A 23,474-nucleotide genomic window follows, 5' to 3' on the forward strand; every position below is an offset into this window, starting at 1 on the left:
GCTCGTCTACTGTATATAAATTGAACGTATCGGATACGAAAAATAAATAGGATTCTCATGACCCAAATGAAACCACACGATCTGATTGGGATTGCAGATGTCGCTGCCAAAATCCCGGCTTTTTTGACCAAAGTACCCAATTTGCTCACTGGTCTAAGACAGGCATATTTACGTACTCCGAACACACCGGCCGGCCTGGGTCTGGCTTTTGAAAAAGCGACCAAGCGTAACCCGGAAGGTATTGCCTTACGTTTTGAAGAGCAAAGCTATAGCTATGCCGCTCTCAATGCCTGGGCCAACCAGATTGCCCATTTCTATCTATCCTTGGGAGCCAAGAAAGGTGATGTCGTTGCTGTCATGGTCGAGAATCGTCCTGAACTGATTGCCAGTGTAATTGGTCTGGCCAAACTGGGGGTGACCACGGCTCTGGTCAATACCTCTCAAGTCGGCAAGGTACTGACCCATAGTATCAATCTGGTCAAACCGATTGCCCTGATTGTAGGTGAAGAGTGTCGTCATGCAGTTAACGAGATTCGTAATGACCTGAATATTAGCAGTGACCGCTTGCACTGGTTTGCAGATCAGAATACTCAAGCCGATCCGGGTCAGGCACCTGAAGGCTTTATCAACCTGGCTGAAAAAACCGATCTTTCTCCTAAATTCAATCCATCAACCACCCATTCGGTGCAAGGCAAAGACGGACTGTTCTATATTTACACCTCGGGCACCACAGGTCTACCTAAAGCGGTGATTTTTACCAATGGCCGCTGGACACTGGCTTATGGCACCTATGGGCATGTGTTGAATCTCAATAAAGATGATGTGATGTACTGCACCCTGCCACTTTATCACGCCACAGGCATGGTGGTGTGCTGGTGCGGTGTTATTGCAGGAAGCAGCACCCTGGCTATTCGCCGTAAATTTTCGACCTCTTCTTTCTGGAAGGATGTGCAAAAATTTGATGCCTCTGCGATTGGTTATGTCGGTGAGCTGTGCCGCTATCTGATGGATGCTCCCCCATCTGAACTAGAAAAAGGCCATCGTGTAACCAAAATGATTGGTAACGGGATGCGCCCAAATATCTGGGATAAATTTAAATCCCGTTTTGGCATTCAGGAAGTACTGGAACTGTATGCCTCCAGTGAAGGCAATGTCGGCTTTAGCAATATTTTCAATTTTGACAATACTGTCGGTTTCTCACCCACACCGTATGCGATTATTGCCTTTGATAAAGATAAAAATGAGCCGGTGCGGGACACTAAAGGCCGTTGCAAACGGGTGAAAAAAGGCGAAACTGGTTTATTAATTGGTAAAATCACCCGCCGTTCACCTTTTGATGGCTATACCGACCCGGAAAAAAACAAGTCAGTCATTATGCACGACGTATTTACCACAGGTGATGCTTACTTCAATACCGGAGATCTGGTGCGCAATATCGGCTTCCGTCATGCCCAGTTTGTCGATCGTCTGGGTGATACTTTCCGTTGGAAAGGTGAAAATGTTTCCACCACTGAAGTGGAAAACATGCTGACTGAGTATGACAAAATCGTTGAAGCAGTGGTGTATGGGGTAGAAATCCCTAATACCAATGGTCGTGCCGGCATGGCTGCGATTACCCTGAAACCCGATGTAAAATTGGATGATGCAGATTTAGCAGCCATGGCCGCTTGCTTTAAAAAATGCTTGCCGGCTTATGCGGTACCGGTATTTTTACGTATACAACAGCAGATTGAAACTACAGGTACCTTTAAATACCAGAAAAATAAATTGAAAGAGCAAGCATTTGATCCGAGTAGAACCCATGAACGCCTGCTGGTGTTATTGCCAGGTGCAACGGCATATTCGGAGCTCACCGCAGAGATTTTTGCCAATATTCAGGCCTATCAATATCGCTTCTAAGTACTAAAGTTGCCTATTTTTTGTTTAGATAAAGCATAATTGTTGTATTTATAATCAAACATGGGCAACTTTGTTATTTTTTGCTTGCGCTGAAATGAGATCTTGCTACAATACGCTCCATCAAACAAAGTGGTGCTTTAAGCTATTTAGCTTGACTTGCACTGCACATTCAAACCTGGTTTGAATGATGGTTCAGGGTCGTTAGCTCAGCTGGTAGAGCAGCGGACTTTTAATCCGTTGGTCCCGCGTTCGAATCGCGGACGACCCACCACTTATTTGATATCCCTTGATGGGTCGTTAGCTCAGCTGGTAGAGCAGCGGACTTTTAATCCGTTGGTCCCGCGTTCGAATCGCGGACGACCCACCATCTTCCGAAAGGATCACGTAAAAGTACACCACACTCTTGCGTCATAAAAATGGTCATCATCATTTTTATTCCTCAGGGTCGTTAGCTCAGCTGGTAGAGCAGCGGACTTTTAATCCGTTGGTCCCGCGTTCGAATCGCGGACGACCCACCATTCTTTCCTTAGAATGTCTCCCTGATTTCCCTTATTATATTTTAATTAAATTGCGATGTTTTGGTCGTGTATTTCTGCGCCCAGATTTTAGGCTCACACGTTCCCACAACTTGCCTTTATTGTCTAATCTAAACAGTATTTGAATTAAGCTTTCTACCAGATCAGCCGATTTTTATCGGGTATTATTCTTGAATATGAAAGGACGTGTCTTTGACCAGTTCATAGGCTTTCGAAGGTGCCGGATAGCCGCGATCAAATAATTCCCGGTTGGTTTTTTCTTTTTCACTATAGATTTTTTCCAGATTCATGACTAAGTGATTTGAATCTTTAATCTTATAGTAAAAGCTCGCTCCTTCTTTACGATTCACTACTATATCGGTGCGCTCCGGATTGATAAACCAGCGGTCTTTACGGTAGGTAATATTATGAGCCGTGCTACTTTTGGTATTATCAATAAATACTTTGCCATACTGTAAAATACTGCGATGCACCGTACCGTCCGGCATTAGAGTCAAAATAAATTCTGCCTTACCTTCAGTACAAGGCGCAAAGCGGCCATCACAGTCGATTTCAGTATGATAGCGACCTATAAACACCTTGGCATCCTCTGGTACAGTTGCCGGGTTTAAATCTGCTTCTACCGGAAGAGTCGCCTGCCCTGCGACCTGAGTTAAGGATTTGGCGCTGACAGTCACTACATCGGCCTTCGTATTGGCAGTGGAAATTTTAACGCCCTCTTCTGAGGTCGCCTGACTTTCCTGTTCAGGTTTGACCTGCTGCTGATCACAAGCCTGCAAAATCACTACACTCCCCAACACCAGGCTACATTTAAAAAAACTGCTTAATGTACAACGTGATACATCCAATTTCATTTTTAACAAACCTAAATAGGAAACATGGCGAGCAAAAAGCACACAGCAAAGCTGATGAACTTTACACAAGAGTTCAATAGAATTTTCACTATGTTAGTAGCTCTTAGATCTGGTTTTAATCTTTATTAACATTACTTAACGATTTTATTTGTAATCAGCACTTTAAAAAGTTTAAGTAAACTCCATTTCTTTAAGTATGGACCCATTTTAGGATTCAAACCTATTTTTAATCAGGAGATTTTAATGGCCAATGTTGGTTTATATCGCTCTAACCGCTCAAACATGATTGCAGGTGTGATGGGTGGTATTGCTGAACGTTTTGGTTGGAACGCAAATTTATTACGTCTAATTTTTGTGGTGATTTCAATCATGAGTGCCGCCTTCCCGGGTATTTTGGTTTATCTGGTGTTGTGGTTAATCATGCCGAAAAAACAGTACAGAATTGATCATGACAGCGTTCATCAACCTCAGGGCTATCAAAATCCTGTGCGTACAGTGAATCAGGATAAACGCTATTAAGCTGTACAGTCATTTTTAACAAGCGTTCTTAACCAGTTTCATCGCAGAGCTTCCTCTTTCACCCCGGTTAAATGGGATGAAATTTTGATGCCACGGTAATTTCCCCAAGTTATCGTGGCTTTTTTTGCCTATATTTTTTGTTATTTCTTTGCTGTATTACAGCTTTTCACTTTCTTTCTTAGTTGAATTCACGATAAGTTCAAGATTCCAATTTTTGAAATGGATTTCACATGACTCAGGCAGAATGGATGATGCTGTGGCTCTGTGCCTTAGCAGCCCTGCTGCATGGTTTAAGCGGCTTTGGCTTTCCCATGATGAGTACGGCTGTTCTGTCCAGTGCATATCCGCTTAGTATCGCGGTTACGCTTGTCATTCTGCCCTGCCTGCTGCTGAATCTGATCATGCTGAATGCCGATCCTACGCATAGTCTGTTGAATAGCATTGGCTATTATATAAAACGCTATTGGCCACTAATGCTTAGTAGCCTGATCGGCAGTGTACTCGGGGTCAAACTGTTACTTTGGCTAAATGAGGCTTATTTAAAACTGTTATTAGGTCTAGTAATCATATTTTATGTCTTGGACCAATTACGGGCACGGCCTTTGCAAGTTAGTCCGCATATTTCCAGTATGCTCTGTTTTGGTTTACTGGCCGGCATTATTGGAGGTGCGACCAATGCTATGGCACCTTTTTTAATGATGTATCTGATGAGTGGCCAGCTGTCTAAAACAGCTATTGTCATTATCAGTAATCTCAATTTCATTGCCGGTAAACTGATCCAGCTGGTTTTACTGTTTCCAATTCTGATCACACTGGAAACCCATCAACAGCATATTCTGATCGGGATAAGCTTATTCGCCCTTGCTGGTGTCTGGATTGGAGGCAAAATACGCCATCGTTTATCTCAGCAGCACTTCAAATGGATTGTCCTGGCTTTACTTCTGGGTTTGGGCTTGTATGCTCTCTGGCAAAGTGCTGGATTATTGCAACAATCTGGTTATAGTATCTTTAAATAGGATATTTTTTAAACAAATCAAAATTACAAATTCAAAGCTGGCATATAAAAATGACGTAAATAAACACCTTGCAAGGAGAGCATATGACTCAGACCAACCTAGCTACCCCGACCAATGCTATGCCCAAAGGACTGCTGAAAGGCTGGATCCTTATTCTTGTCGCAGCCATCGTAGCCTATGGCTTATATCTTTACCTGCCCTATGACCAGAATGCCAATAAAGGACTGGCCCTTTTAGCCTTTATCGGTATCTTATGGCTGACTGAAGCCATTCATATCACGATTACAGCTTTACTCATCCCCGTGATGGCGGTATTGCTGGCCATGCCAATGGCCTCTGGTGAGGAACTGGTTCCGATTACCACACAAGCCGCTTTGGCCACTTTTGCCGATCCTGTCATTTTCCTGTTTTTTGGTGGTTTTGCGCTGGCAACGGCGTTGCATATCCAGAAACTGGACCGGAAAATTGCCATGTGGATCATCTCCATGTCCAGAGGGCATCTGGGCATTTCTGTACTGGCGATTTTTGTGGTGACGGCGCTGCTGTCCATGTGGATTTCCAATACGGCGACTGCTGCCATGATGCTGCCTTTGGCCTTAGGCTTGCTTTCACATCTGGATGTCAGCAAGGATCGTAAAACTTTTGTCTTTATCCTGCTCGGCATTGCCTATTCAGCCAGTATTGGCGGACTGGGCACCATGGTCGGTTCACCTCCGAATGCCATTGCCGCCAAGGCACTTGGCTATGATTTTGCCGACTGGATGAAAATCGGCTTGCCGATGATGTTCATTATTCTTCCCGCCATGCTGGTCAGTTTATATCTGGTACTACGTCCAAAACTAAATCATAAAGTACAATTTGTGACCGAAGACATTCCCTGGACCGGCACCCGTATAGCCACCATGATCCTCTTTCTCTGTACTGCAATTGCCTGGATTTTCAGTAAAAAATTCACCGAAATTTTTGGTATTTCCCAGCCGGATACCTGGATTGCAATTTTGGCTGCCTGTATGGTGGTGATTCTGGGTACCGCAAGCTGGAAACAGATTGCAGAAAATACCGACTGGGGGGTCTTGTACCTATTTGGTGGTGGTCTGACCTTGAGTGCCATTCTGAAGGATTCAGGCAGTTCGCTGGTACTGGGTCAAACTCTGGCCAATGCCTTTGGTGATGCCTCCCCGCTGATGATTATTTTCGTAGTCGCTACTTTTATTATCTTCCTGACTGAATTTACCAGTAATACCGCTTCAGCTGCCTTGCTGGTACCAGTATTTGCCGCGATTGCGGATCAGATGGGCATGCCCAAAGAAATTCTGGTGATTGTCATTGGTATTGGTGCTTCATGTGCCTTTATGCTGCCGGTAGCCACCCCACCAAATGCGATTGTTTTTGGAACCGGTCATATCCAGCAAAGCGAAATGATGAAAGTTGGTTTTGTGCTGAATATCATGTGTATCTTTATTATTTCACTGTTTATTTACTGGTTCTTTATTTAATCATTACAGCTCTTAAACATCACACCCTCTACAAAGCACACTCCGGTGTGCTTTGTCGTATCAATCGCCTATATGTTGAATCTTTCTCTCATCGAAAAATAATATGCTTTTAACAATGATAAAGATAAAGTCTTTATATTAAAAACATCAAAAAGTAGCAGATAGATAGTGGACAGGATATTTCACTTAATCTCTCAACCGATCCAGAATTCCCCTTGGAAAATGACATTTAACCTCGCGCTTGCACCTCTGATCATCGCTGTAATTTTATTCCCTTATGCGCTATTTCATGAAGCCAGCTCTGGGATTTTCTCCATTTTCAAGAGCCTGTTTTCAGCGCTTTTTATTAGCTTTTTTGTCTGCCTGACTTACTGGATGATGATCTTCCCTTTCCTATTGGTGACTCACCTGCTGCTACGCCATTATCAACTGTTTAATATCCTCACTATTTTAATAAGCTACGTCTTGGGGATCCTGATCATGGCCTACATCTCGCATCCTCCAAGCGAAGCTTTGAGTACTCATTTTTTGTTTCTGCTGTATTTTTCCCTGACGATGGAACTGTTTTACAGTTTTCTCAGCTGGCAAGCCGACCAGACCTGATCAGGCATGGTCGCTTATATTCCCTTTTAATCCGGTTTTAAGCTTTCATTTTAAAATGATTCAGTTCCTGATTCAGTGCGGCAATCATGTCTGCCCGACTGATAATTCCCACCAATTTCTGATCACTCACCACCGGAATATAGTTGAACGAACGTTCGACAAAATATGGCACCAGATCCTGAATCGGCTGTAAAGGCTGTACCGTAATTACCTTACGGGTCATGATATGTTTGACCTGATGCTCCCAACTGCTACGGACATCGGCAGCGCGCTTGAACCATTCCACCACCTGATACATTGCCAGTGTACCGACCAGTTGTTCATCGGCATTAACGACGGGCAGGCTCATCAGGTTCATCTGCTTGAACTTGTCCAATGCGTGCTGGATATCATCATTTTCATGCAGGGTTGCTACATCCTTCGTCATAATATCTTGGCAGCTAAATTCATGTACCGCACGCGCATTGGCGCGGTTTTGTGCCTCCAGAATGATTTTTTGCAGGTCATATTCACTGATATCCAGCAACTCGGTGCGCTGATCCAGCACTTCCTGAATATCCTGTGGTTGAATCGTGACTTTCTGGGTCGGCGTCGGATCCTTGGAACGAGTATTTAGTTGAGCTTGCTGCGGATAATCCTTGCCAATCATCCGGTTAAAGACAATCGCAATCACCATGAGCAGAATTGAATTGAGCAGCACCGGATAAAATACAAAGGCATAACCGAGTTCATGCACCGGCTGGCCGCCCAGCACTGCGGTAATGGCCACGGCGCCACTCGGTGGATGCAGGGAATCTGTGGTCATCATCAGAACGATCGCCAAGGCCACGGCGACACTAAAGGCTTCGGTCGGATTAACTATGAATATAGCGCAACTCACGCCAATCACCGCAGCAATGGTATTTCCGACCAGAATATTCCAGGGCTGTGCCAGAGGACTGGCAGGCACTGCAAACAGCAATACCGAGGATGCGCCCATCGGGGCAATATACCAGGCTTCAAAATCCCCCAGAATCCATAAACTCAACAAGGACGAGACGACCAAACCCAGTAGTGCTCCAACTCCGCAGAGCAGACGGTCTTTAAGTGGAAGGACTTTGAAATTCGGTTTTAAGGTATTGAGCCAGTCGAGATGGGAGTGAAACACAGTACGCCTGATCTTATTGTTTATAGATTTTGGGCATTATAGAACCAAGCCCGATGAAAGGCATCTGTGTTTTACATCTTTTCACCATTCGCGAATACATGCTTTTTAAAACAACCTAATGGCTCATTTCAGGTTGAATCAAAGGCTGGATTTTTAACAGTTCGACCTGACCATAATAAGTTGAAAATGCCACATCTCCGGCATCGACTCCAGTGCCGATCCGAATAAGATTTTCGACCGGAGCCAAACGGGTCGGATCAAACTGCACCCAGCCACCGTCTAAATACGCTTCAAAAATAGCATGAAAATCGGGTAAAAACTTTTCAATTTCCACATAACCGACCACCATGCGTGCTGGAATTCCTAAGGCACGGCACAGCGCAATGCCTAAATGGGCAAAGTCACGGCATACGCCTGCACGATGCACTAGTACATCTGTGGCAGTGGTAAACTGGTCGGAACTGCCAGACACATAAAAAATATTGTTATAAATCCACTGTTCAATCGCCTTGACACGCGTATAGCCTGGTGTCATCCAGCCAAATGAGCGTTTCGCCATTTCTAGCAATAAATCCGAATTGCAATAACGGCTGGCCAGCAAATAAGGCAATACTTCATCGGGCAGCTCAGGAATAGTCACTTCTTTCAGACCTTGCTGCAGCTCAAGAGAGAGGCCCGGTTGACGAACCACTGTCGCCGTATAATTCAGCTCAAAAGCCTCACAGGGTTCGACCTGTAGCCGAACATGACGATTTTGATGCTGCGCATCCTGAAATTCATGCCATGTTACGGGCAGATTAAAGCTGAGTTTTTCTTCAAGAATCTTCTGATCAGAATGATGTGCCGCCTGAAGCATAAAAATAAATTCTGTCGGTTGTACGACCTTGTATTTTAAATGGCATTGAATTTGGTAAGTGGTCATGAAGTTCCTTATTTTTAAGCATTATTATATTGCGTGAATATTAAACTAATTTAAGAACGACAATCGTATAAGATCCGTTGAACTTTATGACTCTCCAGTGAACAGGATGCCATATATCTGATTTATTCCTGATTTTCAGATCAGCCTGTATCAACCAGCAAAGCCAAAATCGCAGTAAGCCTCTAAATGACGCGTATCCTTTAAGCCTTTTTTATTTTTTTCAGAAAAGTATCCCTACATTAACCCTTTGCCACTCCCCTGCAAAGTCCTTATAATTGAGCACAATTTTTCTCTAATTTTAAGTGGATGACCATGAGTCGCGCCATATCGCATATTGATACCTTCCAAGGCTTAATTCTTGCCTTACAAACTTACTGGGCGGAGCAAGGCTGCGTCATTTTGCAACCTTATGATATGGAAATGGGTGCAGGAACATTCCACACTGCGACTTTCCTTCGTGCGCTGGGTCCTGAAACCTGGAATGCCGCTTATGTTCAACCATCACGCCGTCCGAAAGATGGCCGTTATGGTGAAAACCCGAACCGTTTACAGCATTACTACCAGTTCCAGGTGGTGCTTAAGCCAAACCCGGACAACATCCAGCAGCTTTATCTTGATTCATTAAAAGCGATCGGTATTGATCCTTTAGTTCACGACATTCGTTTCGTAGAAGACAACTGGGAATCTCCAACACTGGGTGCTTGGGGCTTAGGTTGGGAAGTTTGGCTGAATGGTATGGAAGTAACGCAGTTCACTTACTTCCAGCAAGTCGGTGGTGTTGAATGCTACCCAGTGACTGGTGAAATCACGTATGGTCTTGAACGTCTTGCCATGTACTTGCAAGGCGTAGACTCAGTTTACGATCTGGTTTGGACCAAAGGTCAGTTCGGTACCGTGACGTATGGCGATGTATTCCATCAAAATGAAGTGGAACAATCGACCTATAACTTCGAATATGCCAACGTTGAAAAAATGTTTGAATTGTTCGATTTCTATGAAGCTGAAGCAACACGTTTAATTGAAGCGAAACTTCCACTTCCTGCATATGAGCAAGTCGTGAAAGCATCACACAGTTTCAACTTATTGGATGCGCGTGGCGCAATTTCTGTGACTGAACGTCAGCGTTACATTTTACGTGTACGTACCTTGGCACGTTCTATTGCGACCAGCTATGTAGCAGCACGTGCGGAACTTGGTTTCCCAATGGCTGAACCTGCATTACGTGATGAAGTGTTGGCACAATTAAAAGCGCAAGTTGAAGCAGAAGCGAAAGAAGCAAACAAGGAGAGCAAATAATGTCTAAACATACCGTTTTGTTCGAATTGGGTTGTGAAGAACTTCCACCAAAAAGCCTGAAAAAATTACGTGATGCACTACATGCAGAAACCGTTAAAGGCTTAAAAGATGCTGGCTTAGCGTTTGATTCAATCGAAGCCTATGCAGCACCTCGTCGTCTTGCACTTAAAATTGTCAATGTTGATGCTGCACAAGCAGACACACAAAAACGTTTTGACGGCCCTGCCAAACAGGCAGCCTTTGATGCTGAAGGCAACCCAACCAAAGCACTTGAAGGCTTTATGCGTGGTCAAGGCATCACAGTTGATCAAGTATCAACTTTCCAAGCGGGTAAAGTTGAAAAAGTTTGTTATTTGAAAGACGTAAAGGGTCAAAGCCTGGACGTTTTACTGCCACAAATTTTACAAGCAGCTTTAGACAACCTTCCAATTGCAAAACGTATGCGTTCTGCAGCAAGCCGTACTGAATTCGTACGTCCTGTGAAATGGGTGGTGTTGTTAAAAGATAACGATGTGATTGATGCAACCATTCAGGATCACAAAGCAGGTAACATGACGTATGGTCACCGTTTCCACGCACCTGAAGCGATTACTTTAACGCACGCTGACGAATACTTAGCGAAGTTAAAAGCAGCGCATGTTGTGGCTTCATTTGAAGAGCGTCAAGCAATCATTGATGGTCAAGTGAAAGCACTTGCTGATGAAGTCAATGCCATTGCGATTGTCCCTGCTGACCTTCGTGACGAAGTAACAGCCTTAGTTGAATGGCCTGTTGCGCTTCGTGCTAGCTTCGAAGAACGCTTCCTTGCTGTTCCTCAAGAAGCCTTGATCACCACCATGCAGGACAACCAAAAGTACTTCTGCTTAGTGAACGCTGACAATAAACTTCAACCATACTTCATTACTGTGTCAAATATTGAGTCGAAAGACCCGACACAAATTATTGAAGGTAACGAGAAAGTGGTTCGTCCACGTTTGTCTGATGCTGAATTCTTCTTCTTGCAAGATCAAAAGCAACCGCTTGCGTCTCGTAAAGAGAAACTTGCAAACATGGTATTCCAAGCTGAATTGGGTACGCTTTGGAACAAGTCTGAACGTATTGCGAAATTGGCTGTAGCACTTGCGCCTATTACAGGTGCAAAAGCGGAAGATGCTGAAAAAGCGGCGCTTCTTGCAAAATGTGACTTAACCTCTGAACTTGTGGGTGAATTCCCAGAACTTCAAGGGATCGCGGGTACTTACTATGCGCGTCTTGAAGGTGAAAATGCTGAAGTGGCTGAGTCTTTAGGTGAGCAATATCTACCTAAATTCGCGGGTGACGTTTTACCTAAGACGAAGACAGGTACTACGATTGCCCTTGCGGATCGTTTAGACACGCTCACAGGTATTTTCGGTATTGGTCAAGCACCTACAGGTTCTAAAGACCCGTTTGCACTGCGTCGTTCTGCAATTGGTATTTTACGTCTTGTGACTGAAAACGAGCTTGATGTGTCGATTGAAGACCTGATCAAACTTGCACTTGCTGCTTATGGCGATGTATTGAAAGATCACGACAAGACTTTAGCGGATGCGGTTGCATTCCTTGAAGGTCGTTACCGTGCGAAATACGAAGACCAAGGTGTTGCAGTTGATGTGATTCAAGCCGTTCAAGCGCTTTCACCAAAATCTCCGCTTGATTTTGACAAGCGTGTAAATGCGGTAAATCACTTCCGTGCATTGCCTGAAGCTGCTGCGTTGGCTGCTGCCAACAAGCGTGTTGCGAATATCTTAGCGAAAGAAACTGCTCCTGAAGGTGCTGTAGTTGAAGCAAACTTGGTTGAAGATGCTGAAAAAGCATTGTTCGCTGAACTTGCTAAAATTGCGCCTCAAGTTGAGCCGTTATTTGCTGCCAAAGACTACACTGCTGCATTGTCTGCACTTGCTGCACTTCGTGCGCCTGTTGATGCATTCTTTGACGGTGTCATGGTGATGGCGGATGATGCCGACCTGAAAGCAAACCGTTTACGTATGCTTGCACAGCTTCGTGAGTTGTTTACGAAAGTGGCAGATATTTCGGTGTTACAGCACTAAGCCTTAATTGCTTGAAAGTTAAACAAAACCCCGCTATAAGTTAGTGGGGTTTTTAATGAATGAATAAAAAATGCAAGCAAATTACAAATCATATGATTTTGAAAAAAGCCGTGAAAGAATTGATGAAATATTAGACTCTTCAGATAATAATTATCAAGAGAGTAATAAAGTACCTGGTATAGATGATCTAACATACACCAACGGCTATCATATAAATTGCTCTGCTTTATTTATTGATCTACGTGGTTCAAAAGACCTAGCTACTCAACATCAAAAGAAAGTTTTAGCAAAAATATATAGAGCCTATATTTCTGAATTGGTTGCGCTCCTTAACGGTAATCAAAATATCCAGCAAATTTATATTGAAGGTGATTGTGTTTGGGGGGTATTCAATACAGAAACAACTGTCCAAATTAATGAGGTATTTACTACCGCTGCTAAAGCTAATTCACTAATTCATACTTTAAATATAAAACTTAAGAAAAAAAATTATACTCAGCTTAAAGTTGGTATGGGGCTTCATTATGGACAAGCTTTAGTTATAAAAGCTGGCTATAAAGGTAGTGGTATCAATGAAGTTACTTGGATCGGCGAACTAATTGGAAAAACAGCTCACTATTGCAATAATGCAAACAAAGGATGGCGCAAACCAATCATTCTTTCTGATGTATTTCACCAAAATTTAAATGATGACAATAAAAAGCTATGTGACAAAGTACCTTATACGGATTTCTATGAGTGTGATGTTATAAATATATTGATGAATACATGGGTTCAAGCCAATGGATAAACTTGATTTTCTTCATTCAGCTATCCAAGACACCCAACAAAATATTCGTGCTATAGATTTTAAAATTGGGGCTTTATTAGCAGGTTTAATTGTTCCTTTTCCTCAAATAAGAGAAATTTTCAAATATTTAACAATTAACGAGTTTTGGTGGCAGCATGCTTTAGCAGCCATAATTTTTGTAATGTGGCTAGCAACCGTTCTTATTTTACTTTTAGCACTCTCCGCAATAGATAATCCTAGTAAGCATATTTCAGATAATACAAATCAAAAAGGGCTATATTTTGGCGGTGGTTTATTTAACTTCAAATTATTAAATATTTTTTGGCGAACAAAGAACTTTGCCACAAAATCTGTCCAAGACTACAAAAATGAAATTGAAGACACCTCTCTAGATATTTCAAAAGAATTAGCTTATGAACATTTAAAGTTAATCTACATTCGTGATCTAAAAATTTTCCGCTTACGCCATGCAATAGTATTAATTTTTGTGCTTATTATAGTGGGGTCTATAAGCTTTCTATCTGCCCCTAATATGAAGAAAATTGATGTCGTAAATCAAGATATTCAACATCTTCAACCAAAACAATATTTAGACTATTTGTTATAGGCATTTCACTTTATATTTCCTATACTCAATCTAACAACACTCAACAAGAAAGAATCATATGAAATTTAAAACCCTCATTCTGACTGGTCTTGCGAGTATCGCAGTTACAGCTTGTACATCTGCACCCAAAATCCCACAGCTTCAGGTTGGCGTCTTGCAAGAAGTACAAAACCTCGAAGTGGTTCCAGCTACCACCAACAACAAGGCAAAACTGACTAAATTCCTCGACAAATGCGTGATTGAATTCACCGGCGATATTGGCAATAACCGTGTTATTGAACAATGGTCATTTAAAGGCATGACTCTAATCGATGCCGGCTCAGCGACTTTCCAGCGCGATGGAACCAGTACTGCACAAAAATTTGACCTGCACGATGCAAGTGTACAAAAGAACTTTGTCAGCTTACGCGAACATTTCGCCAAAGATGCGCTGACACAATGTGACTAAAAAAATCGCCCTGTTTAAGTATAAAAACAGGGCTTTTATTTTGCTAAAACTCAATTCGCCCCTTCATCTGATTTCTACTGCCCTTTCTTTAAAAATTACAATATTCCGGCACAGATCAACCTGAAAGGCCTGCACTCTTCACAGGATATTCATTGTTTTTGACCCATTATCCGTTACACTGAAAAACAAACTCAGACCGCACTTAAACGAATTCGAGGTCGATCCATAATGAATATCAAAACCCCAATTATTTTAATGACTGCTTTAATAATGCTTTCTGTTCCAGCATTTGCACAAACCACGACTCAGTCTGCTAAACCGGTTAAGCCTTATGGTGAAAATCCGAACCTGCTGCATGTCTTTGCTTATAAAGCACAGGAAGGCGTGATTAATACTGCTGAGAAAGTCGGTGAAGCAACGGAAAAAGGCATTGCCAAAATCAAGCCGGGGGTAGACCGGGCCTGGAGCAATACCAAATCTGCAACCTCTGATACACTGCAAAAAGTAGATCAGGGTGCAACTCAGGCAGCCCAACAAACCGGTCAGAAAATCCAGCAGACCAAAGAAGTCTGGCGTGGAAATTCACAACAGGCACCTATCGTGCAGCAGCCTTTAAGCCAGTCGAGTGCGACGCAAAACCCAAATACACCACAGACTCAACCCCAGTCAGGATCAGCTACCAGTTATGCGGTAACTGATTGATAAGAAAAGCCCGTGATGGGCTTTTTTAATTTTTAGAAAATAAAACTATTACCTTGTATCGACGCGATCTATGAATTGACCTGTCGAATCGGCTGACCCTGTTTAAATGCTGCTACATTTTCGACCATTTGATCCACAATCCGTTGTCTTGCATCGACACTGCCCCAGGCATTATGCGGTGTCACAATCAGGTTGGGAATCGTAGAGTCGAGCAGCACATTGCCCTGTTTCGGTGGTTCTACCGTTAGAACATCTGTCGCTGCACCGGCAATCTTGCCTGCACGCAGAGCCTCAGCCAATGCCGCTTCATCGACAATTCCGCCACGCGCACAGTTAATTAAAAATGCGCTGCTTTTCATTGCCTCCAGCTCAGCATGACTGATTAAATGGCGGGTATCTTCAGTGAGTGGACAATGCAGACTGAGAAAATCGACTTGAGGAAGTAGCTCGGCAAATGGCACACGAGATGCATCCGCTGCACGGTTTGGCAGCGCGGCAATGAGAACTTTCATGCCAAAGGCTTCGGTCAGTTTCGCCACCGCATGGCCCAGTTCGCCATAACCGACAATACCCAATGTTTTTCCGGCTAGCTCGACAATTGGCGCATCCAGCAAACAGAACTGGCTGGCCTTTTGCCATTCGCCTTGCTGTAACGCACGTTGGTAAGACAGGAATGAAGTTGCCAGATTGAGCATCAACATGATGGTATGCTGCGCGACTGCCGAAGTGCCATAGGCCTGACAGTTACACACCACAATCCCGCGTGCTTTGGCCACCTCAAGGTCAACATTATTGGTGCCGGTTGCAGAGATTAAAATGAGTTTGAGTTGAGGGCATTGCTGAATTGTAGCTGCATCAATCACGACTTTATTGGTTATGATGACATCGACATCAGCTACACGGGATGCAATCTCGGCAGCCGAGGTCGCCGGATACAAAACCAGTGAATCAAATACTGCATGCAGTGCCTGAAAGTCCAAATCCTGCTGGTCTAAAGAAGCATAGTCTAAATAAACGGCTTTCATGGCTATTCCCTCAATCCTGTTTGACAATTTATGTCTGTCATTTAAAACAAGTCATTGAGGCTTTTCAACCTGTTTCCAGCCTGATGCAATTAATCCAGCGGTTTATCCATATGATTACGTAGTGACTTGCGGATACGATACACCACATACACAGACAGAATAATCATAAAGATGATGGACGCACTGACCATGATCACTGCAGGATGCACAGTTTCTGCATGCGCCAGATTGGGTAGAACCAAACCGAAGATAAAACATACTTGCATCATCCGAGTCGCTTGCATCATAGAGATCCCCTTCTTCGTTTCAACCATCGGGAACGATATAATTGGTTTATTATTTATACCGCTTATCTCTATGTTATGCCAAGCTCATCACAAGTCAAGTAATTGTTTTTTATAAAAATTTTAGTTAATTTATCTCGCTGTGCGTCACAAACTGCGTATTTTTGTCACTATCGTTGATAAAAGCAGCAGCACCATACTCATTGGTACTCAGATTCAGCTGCTTATAGCTAAACATATAAAAATCGCTATAACGCTTCATTAAAATCGGGTGCATACCCAGACTGAGCTCATCCTGTTCCTTGATCAGTTTCATGATATGCCGGTCGTTCATCACCACCAGATAACGTTCATCATTCAGGTTAATGCTCAATAAACCATTACCTTTGGCATAAATCGGAATCAGGAATTTATGGTTCAGGGCAATTGCGCCTTCTGCATAACTTTCGATTTTATGGCTGATGACATTAAATACCAGACCATGCCCATACTGGTCCAACAGCAACTGACGATTTTCCTGCGGCAAATTCACATGAATGCCCAGTTTGAGCAGGTCATGCTGATCAACCTGTTTATTGCGTAACAGTTCCCGCAAAATTACCTGTTTCTGGCTGGCATCAAAAAACTGGTTATCCAGTTGCAGATCGTTATTTTTCAGAATGTGCCCCAAAGCTATGCGGTGTCGTGGCAAGACATTTTCAATCACCTTACGATAATAGAACTTGCTGTTTTTCTTGACCCGACGCATTTTCTGGTAGAAATAACTCGGCTCATAGTCATGTACCAAAAAGTCATAGAGCAATTCGGAACTGGCCAAAACTGCGATCGCATCATGGCCGGTAAAAGGCAAATGCAGCACATGATGATGTGGGATTAGTGCCTCTAATTTCAGATAATGGGCACGATCTTCGGCACAGTAAGGATCATAGACAATAATATATTCGCAGGCATTATCGATATCTTCGGCTGCAACCCGCATATTTGTATTCAGCTCTGGCTGATAGAACATGTTATAGCGGGCATCGTGTACATCTTCCGGATCAATCGAGTATTGCGGCACCATCGCCACCACCCGTTGTACGCCCAAGGCACGGGAATATTTAATCGCGGCATAGCCGCCCATCGAGCCGCCATAAGCAATACGCTGCTGAAAAGGCGCAATCAGTTCAGCGATGGCTTGCAACATGTTCCACATGGAACCTTGCGGAAACCAGGATTTATGCTTGGGCATAATGCCAAGTACATTAAACTCGAATTTCGCCAGTGACTTTTCTGCATTGATGTTGAGGCCCTTGGCACGGGTAATCAAATCGCCAAATGAAAAAATCAGTTCTGAAGAAGATCCCGGCATAAAAATCGCGCGTATATGTTCATCTTCAAAAACAATCTGCTTGTCCATAACTTTCCCGTGCTGGTAAATCGAACCCTTCCACAACAATTCAGTCAATGAACGCTGTCAAAAAAGTGAATATGCTATTTTATATCGATCAAAAAGATTAAAAAGCGCAAAATATGACACAATCATTACATCCTGCAGCAAAACAGGGTTTTAGTGCGTCTGCTGAGCTCTATCAGCAAGTGCGTCCCGATTATCCGGCAGAAATCAGCAAATGGCTGAGTGAAACGCTGGCTTTGCCTGCAGATGCGCATCTTTTGGATTTGGGCAGCGGCACCGGCAAGTTTATCCCCTATTTACGCCCGCTCAGTAAGTACATTATCGCGATTGATCCTGTCCCGGAAATGCTGGCTCAATTAAAACAGGCGCATCCGGACATTCATGCTCTTGAAGGCATTAGCCATCAACTTCCCCTGCCCGATCATAGCCTGAATGCGGTATTTTGTGCACAGTCATTTCACTGGTTTGCCGATTCTGCTACCTTACAAGAATTAGATCGGGTACTCAAACCGCTTGGTTATCTGGTATTAATCTGGAATCAGCGCGATACTCGGGTCGACTGGGTTCAGGCCTTGGCCGATTGTATTGCTCCCTTGGAAGGCGATACGCCACGCTATCATAGTAGCGCCTGGCGTAAGGTCTTTGCAGAGCAAACGCTATTTCAGCCCTATGGAGAAACCACAATGACCCAGCAACAGCATGGCAGTGTCGAGCAAGTGGTATCTAGGCGGCTGCTCTCGACCAGTTTTATTGCAGCTATGCCTGAACAGCAACAGGCAGAGTTAAAACAACAATTTGAACAGATCATCCAGCAATATACAGCCAAAAGCGCAGAGGAAATGATCGATTTTCCTTATGTCACCCATATCTATGTGTTCAAGAAAAGTAATTAAAAACAGGAGGCGATCATGCATAAAATACCAGGAATGACACGAACGCTGTTGTTCGCTGCGGCCATGCTGCTGATGGCATGTGACCAGAAAACGACCGAAACTCCGACTGAAGCGACAACAGATAATACGGCTTCAGATCAAGTCATGCAGGAACTGAAAACCGAGCCACTGAAAGACTTCCCTAAAACTGCCGATGATCCACATGATATTGCTGCATTGACGGATTATGAACAGCGCTTTCAGGAAATGAGCAGCGACCTGGAAAAAGAATTAAACAGCATGCGCGATGATGAAAATATGACAGAAGAATTTGTCCAGCAACGTCAGCGTGATCATGTCCAGTCAGCATTGAATATGTTGAAGGCTTTAGAACTGAAAACCGAACAGGGCCGTTATATTCAGGGCTTAATGTATCAATACTGGGAACATCAGGACAAATTACTCAATACTCCCAAGACTCAAGCTACACCCGTGAATGAAGCCAGTGAGAATGTCAAAGGTCTAGGGAAATATCTACACGCCCAAGAACAACTGGAACGCTGGCGTTCGCAATATCCGGATCTCGCCAAGAAAGAACCCGCTTCCCGGCAAGTGAAAGGAATAGTCTAGGATGCTAGATTGGCACACAGCTTAGATAAAATACAAAAATAATCTAAGCTGAACTGGCAGCTTTAAAACAGCGTGAATGAACAAGGCCGGATCTGTTGAGTCTGCATTCAGTATAAATACTAGATCATCCTAGCTATAAAATGACTTAATCTGCTGTCAGAAACTGATGCACACCTTCACCCGCTGCACGCCCTGTGGCAAAACAGGCTGTTAGTAGATAACCGCCGGTCGGTGCATCCCAGTCCAGCATTTCTCCGCAAAGAAATACATGTGGGTTAGATTTCAATTGTAGCTGTTCTGACAACACTTCACGCTTGACACCACCTGCACAGCTAATCGCCTCTTCAATCGGGCGGAAACCTGTGAGTGGAAGGGTCAAATGTTTAATTTTTTTGGCTAATTCAGCAGCATCTTGCCATACCGCTTTGGCTACCAATTCCCGTACTAAGGCCGCCTTGGCACCGTCCAATCCAGCTTTACGCCAGACATTAGTTAAAGACTGCTTCTTACTTGGCTGTAATTTTTGCGCAAGCTGTTCCATGCTTTGATTTGGGAAGAGGTCCAGATGCAGCTGCATCGGCTGCCCCTGTTTTAGTTGCTCGCGTAAACCCCGACCCTGCTTATAGATCAGGCCACTTTCCAGACCGTAATGGCTAATTACGATATCGCCAACGGTCTTTTCACCTTGCCCTAACCATGCTGCAACACGTTTCAGCGGCTGACCAAAGACTGGCTGCATAAATCGAGACCAGGGATATTCCACTCCGGCATTACTGGCCTGGAAAGGCTCAATTTCATCCGGCTTTAACCAGGCTTGCCATGCACCATCACTACCCAACGCTGACCAAGACACTGCACCACAAGCCAGAATAATGGCATCAAAATATTCAGTACGATGTTCATTATTTTTCAGATCACGCAGCTCAAGCTGTTGCTGCTGCAACTGGCTGACTTTATGCCGGTAATGAAACTGAACGCCATCATTGGCCAAACGCTTGAGCCAGGCACGCAACAAGGGCGCGGCTTTCATTTCAGTCGGGAATACCCGGCCAGACGAACCGATATAAGGTTCTATACCGAGCTGTTTCATCCAGTCTTGAATCCAGAGCGCATCCCACTGTTTGATCCAAGGTGACAACCACTCCACCTGATCATAACGTTGTACAAACTGTGGCACAGGCTCGGCATGAGAAATATTCAGACCAGTTTTGCCCGCCATCAGGAATTTACGCGCAGCAGACGGTTTTTGCTCATAGACACGCAGCTCATAATCAAACTGACTGAGCACTTCTGCTGCCATTAAGCCTGCGGGGCCTGCGCCCACAATAGCAATGCGTTTGCTCATCTGATTATTCCGAGACGGTGGCATTCTGCCCTTGCAAAGGCTGGAAATCATCAAAACGTGTCACATAAGTTTCAGGCTTGCTGATGATCAGTTGCTGGCATAATTCGCCGCGTTCCAGATATTTAATTTCAAAATGGGTGCGCGCCGAATCTGCAGCAATCACTTCTTTGACAAAAGGCAGCTTCCAGAGCTCTCGCACCTGTATTTCTGCTTCTTCGATATAGGCAGGAATATTACTGGCCAAAGTAATCGTTCCCCCGGTTTTCAGGCGTGAAAGCAGAAACTCAAAAAATGGCATATTGACCCAGCGCTGTGCCGGATTATGCGGTTCAGGATTTGGATATAAAATAAAGAATTGTTCTACCTGCTGCGGATACAGTGCATGCACGATCCACGGTAAAGCATCGGCATGAACGGTTTGTAAATTAGTTTGACCCTCAACCGCATGCTGTTTTTGCATCGCCAGAAATTTTTCACGGGTACGTTCAATTGCAATCAGTTGAGTGTCGGGATTGTTCTTGCTGAATAACAAGGCATGTTTACCTTTACCCGCTCCCACTTCGACGCAGACCGGTTCAGGACTGATGCTTTGAAAATCACGGGGCGCATGCATACGCTGTGCTTGAAATTGACGAATCGGCATAATCAGATCAAACTAATAAAAACCGCATAAGTCTAACAAGTGCGGCTATATTTGCCTAATCGAACCTTTATTTTTCTTTGGAGTCGTCCCATGCCTACCACTTTAAACTGTCCACGCTGTGGCAAGCTGACCACTTGGGAAGATAATGATTACCGTCCTTTTTGTTCAGAACGTTGCAAGATGATTGATCTGGGTGCCTGGGCCAATGAGGAATATAGTTTGCCTACCCAGGATGCACCACAAGCCGACAACAGCGAAGAATAAAGGTCTTCCCTGTCGAAAATTCTGTCTGAAAGCAGAATCTTGTCGAAATTAAGTAAATAAATCATATGAATTTTATAAAATTACTTAGATAAAGCAACACGAATTAACATCTTTCATAAAGCCTTAGTATTATTGTTCTACTCTAAATTTTCACATTATTTTTAGAGCAATAATATGGGTTATATTATTTTAAGAGTCATATTAATTGGGGTTGGTCTACTCGCACTTCTTTCGTTGGGAGTCGGCATTTTCCAACAAGATAGTTTATTTATTGTATTGGGTGTGCTTTTTGCTTTTGCCGCTTGGCTCATACACATGCAAACGCGACAACTTCGCAATAATCCCTTTTCAGAATAAAAATAAAAGACCAAACTATATTGGTCTTTTATTTACGCTTTTAACCCGCTTTACCTGCAACAAAAGGATTATGCTGCTTTTCAAAACCAATGGTGCTGATCGGTCCATGTCCTGAAATGAATTGGGTTTCATCTGGCAGGCTGAAACATTCTCGCTGAATTGAATCTAAGAGCTGTTGATGGTTGCCACGCGGGAAATCAGTCCGGCCAATCGAGCCTTTAAACAATACATCCCCTGTCCATAACAAGTCATAATTTTTGTTATAGAACATCACGTGACCCGGCGTATGTCCCGGGGCAAAACGCACTTCAAATTCTTCATTGCCAAGGGTGAGCACTTCACCGCCTTCCAGCCACTGGGTCACTTCGACTTTTTCCGGGATCGGGAAGCCATAACGTGCAGAGACTTCCTGGATCATGTCGAGCCAGAATGCATCTTCCTTATGTGGTCCGATTACTGGTATATCCCAAGCCTTTTTTAACGCGCCCACAGCACCCGCATGATCCAGATGGCCATGGGTCAGCCATAAGGCTTTAACCGTTAAACCTAGCGCGTCAACTTCAGCTTTCAGTTTTTCAGGTTCGCCCCCTGCATCAATCAAAATGGCTTCTTTAGTGTCCGCATCCCAAACGATGGAACAGTTTTGCTGAAATGCAGTAACTGGAACAATTTTGACTTGTAACATGGGGTGAAAAACCTCGGGCAAGTTAATGGGCAAGTATCTGTGTCAATGCATCCAGATTAGCCTGTAGCAGACTGTTGAGCAATCGCAAATGATCTTCACGGCTATTTAATGCCGGAATATAACTATAGCTTTCACCGCCGAGTGCTTTAAAAGTCTCGGCATTTTCGATTGCCAGCTCTTCAAGCGTTTCCAGACAGTCCGCGGAAAATGCCGGACTCATTACTTGAATTGATTTCACCCCCTGCTTCGCCCAATCTTCAAGCAAAACATCGGTATAGGGCTTGATCCATTCCTGCTTGCCAAAACGTGACTGGAAGCTAATGGCATATTGATCTTCATTTAAACCTAGTGCTTCCGCCACCAATTTGCCCGTGATGCGGCAACGGTCGGCATAAGGATCTCCTTTATCAGCATAGGGCTGTGGAATACCGTGGAAAGACATCAACAATTTCTCTGGTTGACCATGACTTGCCTGATAGTCACGTACACTTTGAGCCAGCGACTGGATAAATAAAGGATGTTGATAATAATCCCGGATCACTGTCAAACCGGGTAAATTGCGCTGTTTCACCACCCATTTCGCCACTGCATCGTATAGAGGTGCGGTCGAAGTGGCAGAATATTGTGGAAACAAGGGAAATAGAATCACGTGTTCCTGTGGCTGCGCTGAGACCTGTGCCAAGACATCCTGAATATTCGGATTGCCGTAGGTCATTGCAGGTACCACATTCAGTTCAAACTGCGGATAAAGCTGGGTGAGACGCGTCTTGACTGCTGCGACCTGCTCAAACAGAATTTCACGCATCGGCGAATCCTGTCCCCATACTTGCGCATAGGCCTGTGATACCCGCTTTGGACGGAAAGGCAAAATGAATAAGCGCAGAATGATTTGCCAGATCGGTTTGGGAATTTCAATCACACGCTGATCAGATAAAAACTGCTTGAGGAAACGGCGTACCGCTGGAATCGTAGGCTCATCTGGTGTGCCCAAGTTTGCCAATATAATCGTCACTTTCGCTTTAGCAGGAGAATACATTCAGTTCGTCCGTCAGGATATCAACCCCTGTAC

Annotated in this window: 25 protein-coding genes and 3 tRNA genes; 18 read left to right on the plus strand and 10 right to left on the minus strand. The window is 44.0% G+C overall.

Annotation, left to right across the window (positions count from 1 at the left end; translation table 11 throughout):
- Positions 1–57: 57 nt before the first annotated feature.
- From BFN00_RS03370 to BFN00_RS03385, 4 genes are all read left to right on the plus strand, one after another.
- Positions 58–1,899: a long-chain-acyl-CoA synthetase gene (locus BFN00_RS03370; protein WP_071850454.1), complete on the plus strand. Its 1,842-nt coding sequence runs from the start codon at positions 58–60 to the stop codon at positions 1,897–1,899.
- A 195-nt stretch (positions 1,900–2,094) separates the two neighbouring features.
- Positions 2,095–2,170: transfer RNA gene (locus BFN00_RS03375), tRNA-Lys, on the plus strand.
- Positions 2,171–2,190: 20 nt separating this feature from the next.
- Positions 2,191–2,266 (plus strand) — tRNA-Lys (locus BFN00_RS03380).
- Between the two features lie 75 nt (positions 2,267–2,341).
- Positions 2,342–2,417 (plus strand) — tRNA-Lys (locus BFN00_RS03385).
- A 182-nt stretch (positions 2,418–2,599) separates the two neighbouring features.
- On the opposite strand, the gene BFN00_RS03390 is transcribed toward BFN00_RS03385, so the two are convergent.
- Positions 2,600–3,289 carry a hypothetical protein gene (locus BFN00_RS03390; RefSeq protein ID WP_071850455.1) on the minus strand — a complete coding sequence of 230 codons (690 nt, stop codon included), beginning with the start codon at positions 3,287–3,289 and terminating at the stop codon, positions 2,600–2,602.
- Positions 3,290–3,532: 243 nt separating this feature from the next.
- Between BFN00_RS03390 and BFN00_RS03395 the strand changes: the two genes are divergently transcribed.
- The 4 genes from BFN00_RS03395 to BFN00_RS03410 all read left to right on the plus strand — a co-directional run bounded on the left by BFN00_RS03395 (position 3,533) and on the right by BFN00_RS03410 (position 6,923).
- Entirely contained in the window at positions 3,533–3,808 is a 276-nt protein-coding gene (locus BFN00_RS03395; RefSeq protein ID WP_004278536.1) for a PspC domain-containing protein, read from the plus strand.
- Positions 3,809–4,038: 230 nt separating this feature from the next.
- On the plus strand, positions 4,039–4,824 hold the full coding sequence (locus BFN00_RS03400; RefSeq protein WP_071850456.1) for a sulfite exporter TauE/SafE family protein: 786 nt from the start codon (positions 4,039–4,041) through the stop codon (positions 4,822–4,824).
- Positions 4,825–4,907: 83 nt separating this feature from the next.
- Positions 4,908–6,320 carry an SLC13 family permease gene (locus tag BFN00_RS03405; RefSeq protein WP_071850457.1) on the plus strand — a complete coding sequence of 471 codons (1,413 nt, stop codon included), beginning with the start codon at positions 4,908–4,910 and terminating at the stop codon, positions 6,318–6,320.
- 222 nt (positions 6,321–6,542) lie between these two features.
- A complete protein-coding gene (locus BFN00_RS03410; protein ID WP_071850458.1) occupies positions 6,543–6,923 on the plus strand; it encodes a hypothetical protein in 381 nt (126 codons plus the stop codon).
- A gap of 37 nt (positions 6,924–6,960) precedes the next feature.
- On the opposite strand, the gene BFN00_RS03415 is transcribed toward BFN00_RS03410, so the two are convergent.
- The gene (locus BFN00_RS03415) at positions 6,961–8,070 is read right to left on the minus strand and encodes an HPP family protein (RefSeq protein ID WP_071850459.1); all 1,110 of its coding nucleotides are present in this window, start codon (positions 8,068–8,070) and stop codon (positions 6,961–6,963) included.
- 115 nt (positions 8,071–8,185) lie between these two features.
- Positions 8,186–8,992 carry a transglutaminase-like domain-containing protein gene (locus tag BFN00_RS03420; RefSeq protein ID WP_071850460.1) on the minus strand — a complete coding sequence of 269 codons (807 nt, stop codon included), beginning with the start codon at positions 8,990–8,992 and terminating at the stop codon, positions 8,186–8,188.
- Between the two features lie 312 nt (positions 8,993–9,304).
- Here BFN00_RS03420 and glyQ point away from each other — a divergent pair, with 312 nt between their 5' ends.
- The 6 genes from glyQ to BFN00_RS03450 all read left to right on the plus strand — a co-directional run bounded on the left by glyQ (position 9,305) and on the right by BFN00_RS03450 (position 14,904).
- Positions 9,305–10,288: a glycine--tRNA ligase subunit alpha gene (gene glyQ, locus BFN00_RS03425; protein ID WP_004278542.1), complete on the plus strand. Its 984-nt coding sequence runs from the start codon at positions 9,305–9,307 to the stop codon at positions 10,286–10,288.
- Positions 10,288–12,357, plus strand: a complete 2,070-nt coding sequence (gene glyS / locus BFN00_RS03430; protein WP_071850461.1) for a glycine--tRNA ligase subunit beta — start codon at positions 10,288–10,290, stop codon at positions 12,355–12,357. Before glyQ ends, glyS begins: the two co-directional genes overlap by 1 nt.
- Before the next feature lie 70 nt (positions 12,358–12,427).
- A complete protein-coding gene (locus BFN00_RS03435; protein ID WP_004278544.1) occupies positions 12,428–13,147 on the plus strand; it encodes an adenylate/guanylate cyclase domain-containing protein in 720 nt (239 codons plus the stop codon).
- Positions 13,140–13,754 (plus strand): Pycsar system effector family protein, encoded by a 615-nt coding sequence (locus tag BFN00_RS03440; protein ID WP_071850462.1) that lies wholly within the window; start codon positions 13,140–13,142, stop codon positions 13,752–13,754. The genes BFN00_RS03435 and BFN00_RS03440 overlap by 8 nt, the downstream gene beginning before the upstream one ends.
- A 58-nt stretch (positions 13,755–13,812) precedes the next feature.
- Positions 13,813–14,202: a hypothetical protein gene (locus BFN00_RS03445; RefSeq protein ID WP_071850463.1), complete on the plus strand. Its 390-nt coding sequence runs from the start codon at positions 13,813–13,815 to the stop codon at positions 14,200–14,202.
- A 228-nt stretch (positions 14,203–14,430) separates the two neighbouring features.
- On the plus strand, positions 14,431–14,904 hold the full coding sequence (locus tag BFN00_RS03450) for a hypothetical protein (RefSeq protein ID WP_071850464.1): 474 nt from the start codon (positions 14,431–14,433) through the stop codon (positions 14,902–14,904).
- A 68-nt stretch (positions 14,905–14,972) separates the two neighbouring features.
- On the opposite strand, the gene BFN00_RS03455 is transcribed toward BFN00_RS03450, so the two are convergent.
- The 3 genes from BFN00_RS03455 to BFN00_RS03465 form a co-directional block, all read right to left on the minus strand.
- A complete protein-coding gene (locus tag BFN00_RS03455) occupies positions 14,973–15,929 on the minus strand; it encodes a 2-hydroxyacid dehydrogenase (protein WP_071850465.1) in 957 nt (318 codons plus the stop codon).
- A gap of 89 nt (positions 15,930–16,018) precedes the next feature.
- Positions 16,019–16,216, minus strand: coding sequence for a hypothetical protein (locus tag BFN00_RS03460; protein WP_082180547.1), 198 nt, complete (start codon positions 16,214–16,216; stop codon positions 16,019–16,021).
- Between the two features lie 124 nt (positions 16,217–16,340).
- A complete protein-coding gene (locus BFN00_RS03465; protein ID WP_071850466.1) occupies positions 16,341–17,612 on the minus strand; it encodes a hypothetical protein in 1,272 nt (423 codons plus the stop codon).
- Between the two features lie 113 nt (positions 17,613–17,725).
- On the opposite strand from BFN00_RS03465, the gene BFN00_RS03470 reads away from it, so the two are divergent.
- Together BFN00_RS03470 and BFN00_RS03475 are read left to right on the plus strand one after the other, a co-directional pair.
- Positions 17,726–18,502 (plus strand): class I SAM-dependent methyltransferase, encoded by a 777-nt coding sequence (locus BFN00_RS03470; protein ID WP_071850467.1) that lies wholly within the window; start codon positions 17,726–17,728, stop codon positions 18,500–18,502.
- A 15-nt stretch (positions 18,503–18,517) separates the two neighbouring features.
- Entirely contained in the window at positions 18,518–19,111 is a 594-nt protein-coding gene (locus BFN00_RS03475) for a hypothetical protein (RefSeq protein ID WP_071850468.1), read from the plus strand.
- Between the two features lie 145 nt (positions 19,112–19,256).
- Here BFN00_RS03475 and BFN00_RS03480 read toward each other — a convergent pair whose 3' ends face one another.
- Complete coding sequence (locus BFN00_RS03480; protein WP_071850469.1) at positions 19,257–20,456, minus strand: TIGR03862 family flavoprotein; 1,200 nt, start codon at positions 20,454–20,456, stop codon at positions 19,257–19,259.
- A 4-nt stretch (positions 20,457–20,460) separates the two neighbouring features.
- A complete protein-coding gene (locus tag BFN00_RS03485; RefSeq protein WP_171260756.1) occupies positions 20,461–21,105 on the minus strand; it encodes a class I SAM-dependent methyltransferase in 645 nt (214 codons plus the stop codon).
- 84 nt (positions 21,106–21,189) lie between these two features.
- On the opposite strand from BFN00_RS03485, the gene BFN00_RS03490 reads away from it, so the two are divergent.
- Positions 21,190–21,363, plus strand: a complete 174-nt coding sequence (locus tag BFN00_RS03490; protein WP_005245864.1) for a DNA gyrase inhibitor YacG — start codon at positions 21,190–21,192, stop codon at positions 21,361–21,363.
- Between the two features lie 174 nt (positions 21,364–21,537).
- The gene (locus BFN00_RS03495) at positions 21,538–21,720 is read left to right on the plus strand and encodes a hypothetical protein (RefSeq protein ID WP_004278555.1); all 183 of its coding nucleotides are present in this window, start codon (positions 21,538–21,540) and stop codon (positions 21,718–21,720) included.
- Positions 21,721–21,760: 40 nt separating this feature from the next.
- Here BFN00_RS03495 and BFN00_RS03500 read toward each other — a convergent pair whose 3' ends face one another.
- On the minus strand, positions 21,761–22,405 hold the full coding sequence (locus BFN00_RS03500; protein WP_071850471.1) for an MBL fold metallo-hydrolase: 645 nt from the start codon (positions 22,403–22,405) through the stop codon (positions 21,761–21,763).
- Between the two features lie 22 nt (positions 22,406–22,427).
- Complete coding sequence (hemH, locus tag BFN00_RS03505; RefSeq protein ID WP_071850472.1) at positions 22,428–23,441, minus strand: ferrochelatase; 1,014 nt, start codon at positions 23,439–23,441, stop codon at positions 22,428–22,430.
- Positions 23,442–23,474 lie beyond the last annotated feature (33 nt).

Origin of the sequence: Acinetobacter sp. AR2-3 (assembly GCF_001878775.1) — a bacterium.
Classification (GTDB): Bacteria; Pseudomonadota; Gammaproteobacteria; order Pseudomonadales; family Moraxellaceae; genus Acinetobacter; species Acinetobacter lwoffii_D.

What these genes read in the sequence shown, in the direction of transcription:
- glyS (WP_071850461.1), top strand. Translation starts at nt 10,288, where the DNA reads ATGTCTAAACATACCGTTTTGTTCGAATTGGGTTGTGAAGAACTTCCA.
- hemH (WP_071850472.1), bottom strand. Translation starts at nt 23,441, where the DNA reads ATGTATTCTCCTGCTAAAGCGAAAGTGACGATTATATTGGCAAACTTG.
- BFN00_RS03480 (WP_071850469.1), bottom strand. Translation starts at nt 20,456, where the DNA reads ATGAGCAAACGCATTGCTATTGTGGGCGCAGGCCCCGCAGGCTTAATG.
- BFN00_RS03405 (WP_071850457.1), top strand. Translation starts at nt 4,908, where the DNA reads ATGACTCAGACCAACCTAGCTACCCCGACCAATGCTATGCCCAAAGGA.
- BFN00_RS03420 (WP_071850460.1), bottom strand. Translation starts at nt 8,992, where the DNA reads ATGACCACTTACCAAATTCAATGCCATTTAAAATACAAGGTCGTACAA.
- BFN00_RS03410 (WP_071850458.1), top strand. Translation starts at nt 6,543, where the DNA reads ATGACATTTAACCTCGCGCTTGCACCTCTGATCATCGCTGTAATTTTA.
- BFN00_RS03475 (WP_071850468.1), top strand. Translation starts at nt 18,518, where the DNA reads ATGCATAAAATACCAGGAATGACACGAACGCTGTTGTTCGCTGCGGCC.
- BFN00_RS03440 (WP_071850462.1), top strand. Translation starts at nt 13,140, where the DNA reads ATGGATAAACTTGATTTTCTTCATTCAGCTATCCAAGACACCCAACAA.
- BFN00_RS03470 (WP_071850467.1), top strand. Translation starts at nt 17,726, where the DNA reads ATGACACAATCATTACATCCTGCAGCAAAACAGGGTTTTAGTGCGTCT.
- BFN00_RS03460 (WP_082180547.1), bottom strand. Translation starts at nt 16,216, where the DNA reads ATGATGCAAGCGACTCGGATGATGCAAGTATGTTTTATCTTCGGTTTG.
- BFN00_RS03500 (WP_071850471.1), bottom strand. Translation starts at nt 22,405, where the DNA reads ATGTTACAAGTCAAAATTGTTCCAGTTACTGCATTTCAGCAAAACTGT.
- BFN00_RS03400 (WP_071850456.1), top strand. Translation starts at nt 4,039, where the DNA reads ATGACTCAGGCAGAATGGATGATGCTGTGGCTCTGTGCCTTAGCAGCC.
- BFN00_RS03465 (WP_071850466.1), bottom strand. Translation starts at nt 17,612, where the DNA reads ATGGACAAGCAGATTGTTTTTGAAGATGAACATATACGCGCGATTTTT.
- BFN00_RS03435 (WP_004278544.1), top strand. Translation starts at nt 12,428, where the DNA reads ATGCAAGCAAATTACAAATCATATGATTTTGAAAAAAGCCGTGAAAGA.
- BFN00_RS03395 (WP_004278536.1), top strand. Translation starts at nt 3,533, where the DNA reads ATGGCCAATGTTGGTTTATATCGCTCTAACCGCTCAAACATGATTGCA.
- glyQ (WP_004278542.1), top strand. Translation starts at nt 9,305, where the DNA reads ATGAGTCGCGCCATATCGCATATTGATACCTTCCAAGGCTTAATTCTT.
- BFN00_RS03455 (WP_071850465.1), bottom strand. Translation starts at nt 15,929, where the DNA reads ATGAAAGCCGTTTATTTAGACTATGCTTCTTTAGACCAGCAGGATTTG.
- BFN00_RS03450 (WP_071850464.1), top strand. Translation starts at nt 14,431, where the DNA reads ATGAATATCAAAACCCCAATTATTTTAATGACTGCTTTAATAATGCTT.
- BFN00_RS03490 (WP_005245864.1), top strand. Translation starts at nt 21,190, where the DNA reads ATGCCTACCACTTTAAACTGTCCACGCTGTGGCAAGCTGACCACTTGG.
- BFN00_RS03390 (WP_071850455.1), bottom strand. Translation starts at nt 3,289, where the DNA reads ATGAAATTGGATGTATCACGTTGTACATTAAGCAGTTTTTTTAAATGT.
- BFN00_RS03370 (WP_071850454.1), top strand. Translation starts at nt 58, where the DNA reads ATGACCCAAATGAAACCACACGATCTGATTGGGATTGCAGATGTCGCT.
- BFN00_RS03445 (WP_071850463.1), top strand. Translation starts at nt 13,813, where the DNA reads ATGAAATTTAAAACCCTCATTCTGACTGGTCTTGCGAGTATCGCAGTT.
- BFN00_RS03495 (WP_004278555.1), top strand. Translation starts at nt 21,538, where the DNA reads ATGGGTTATATTATTTTAAGAGTCATATTAATTGGGGTTGGTCTACTC.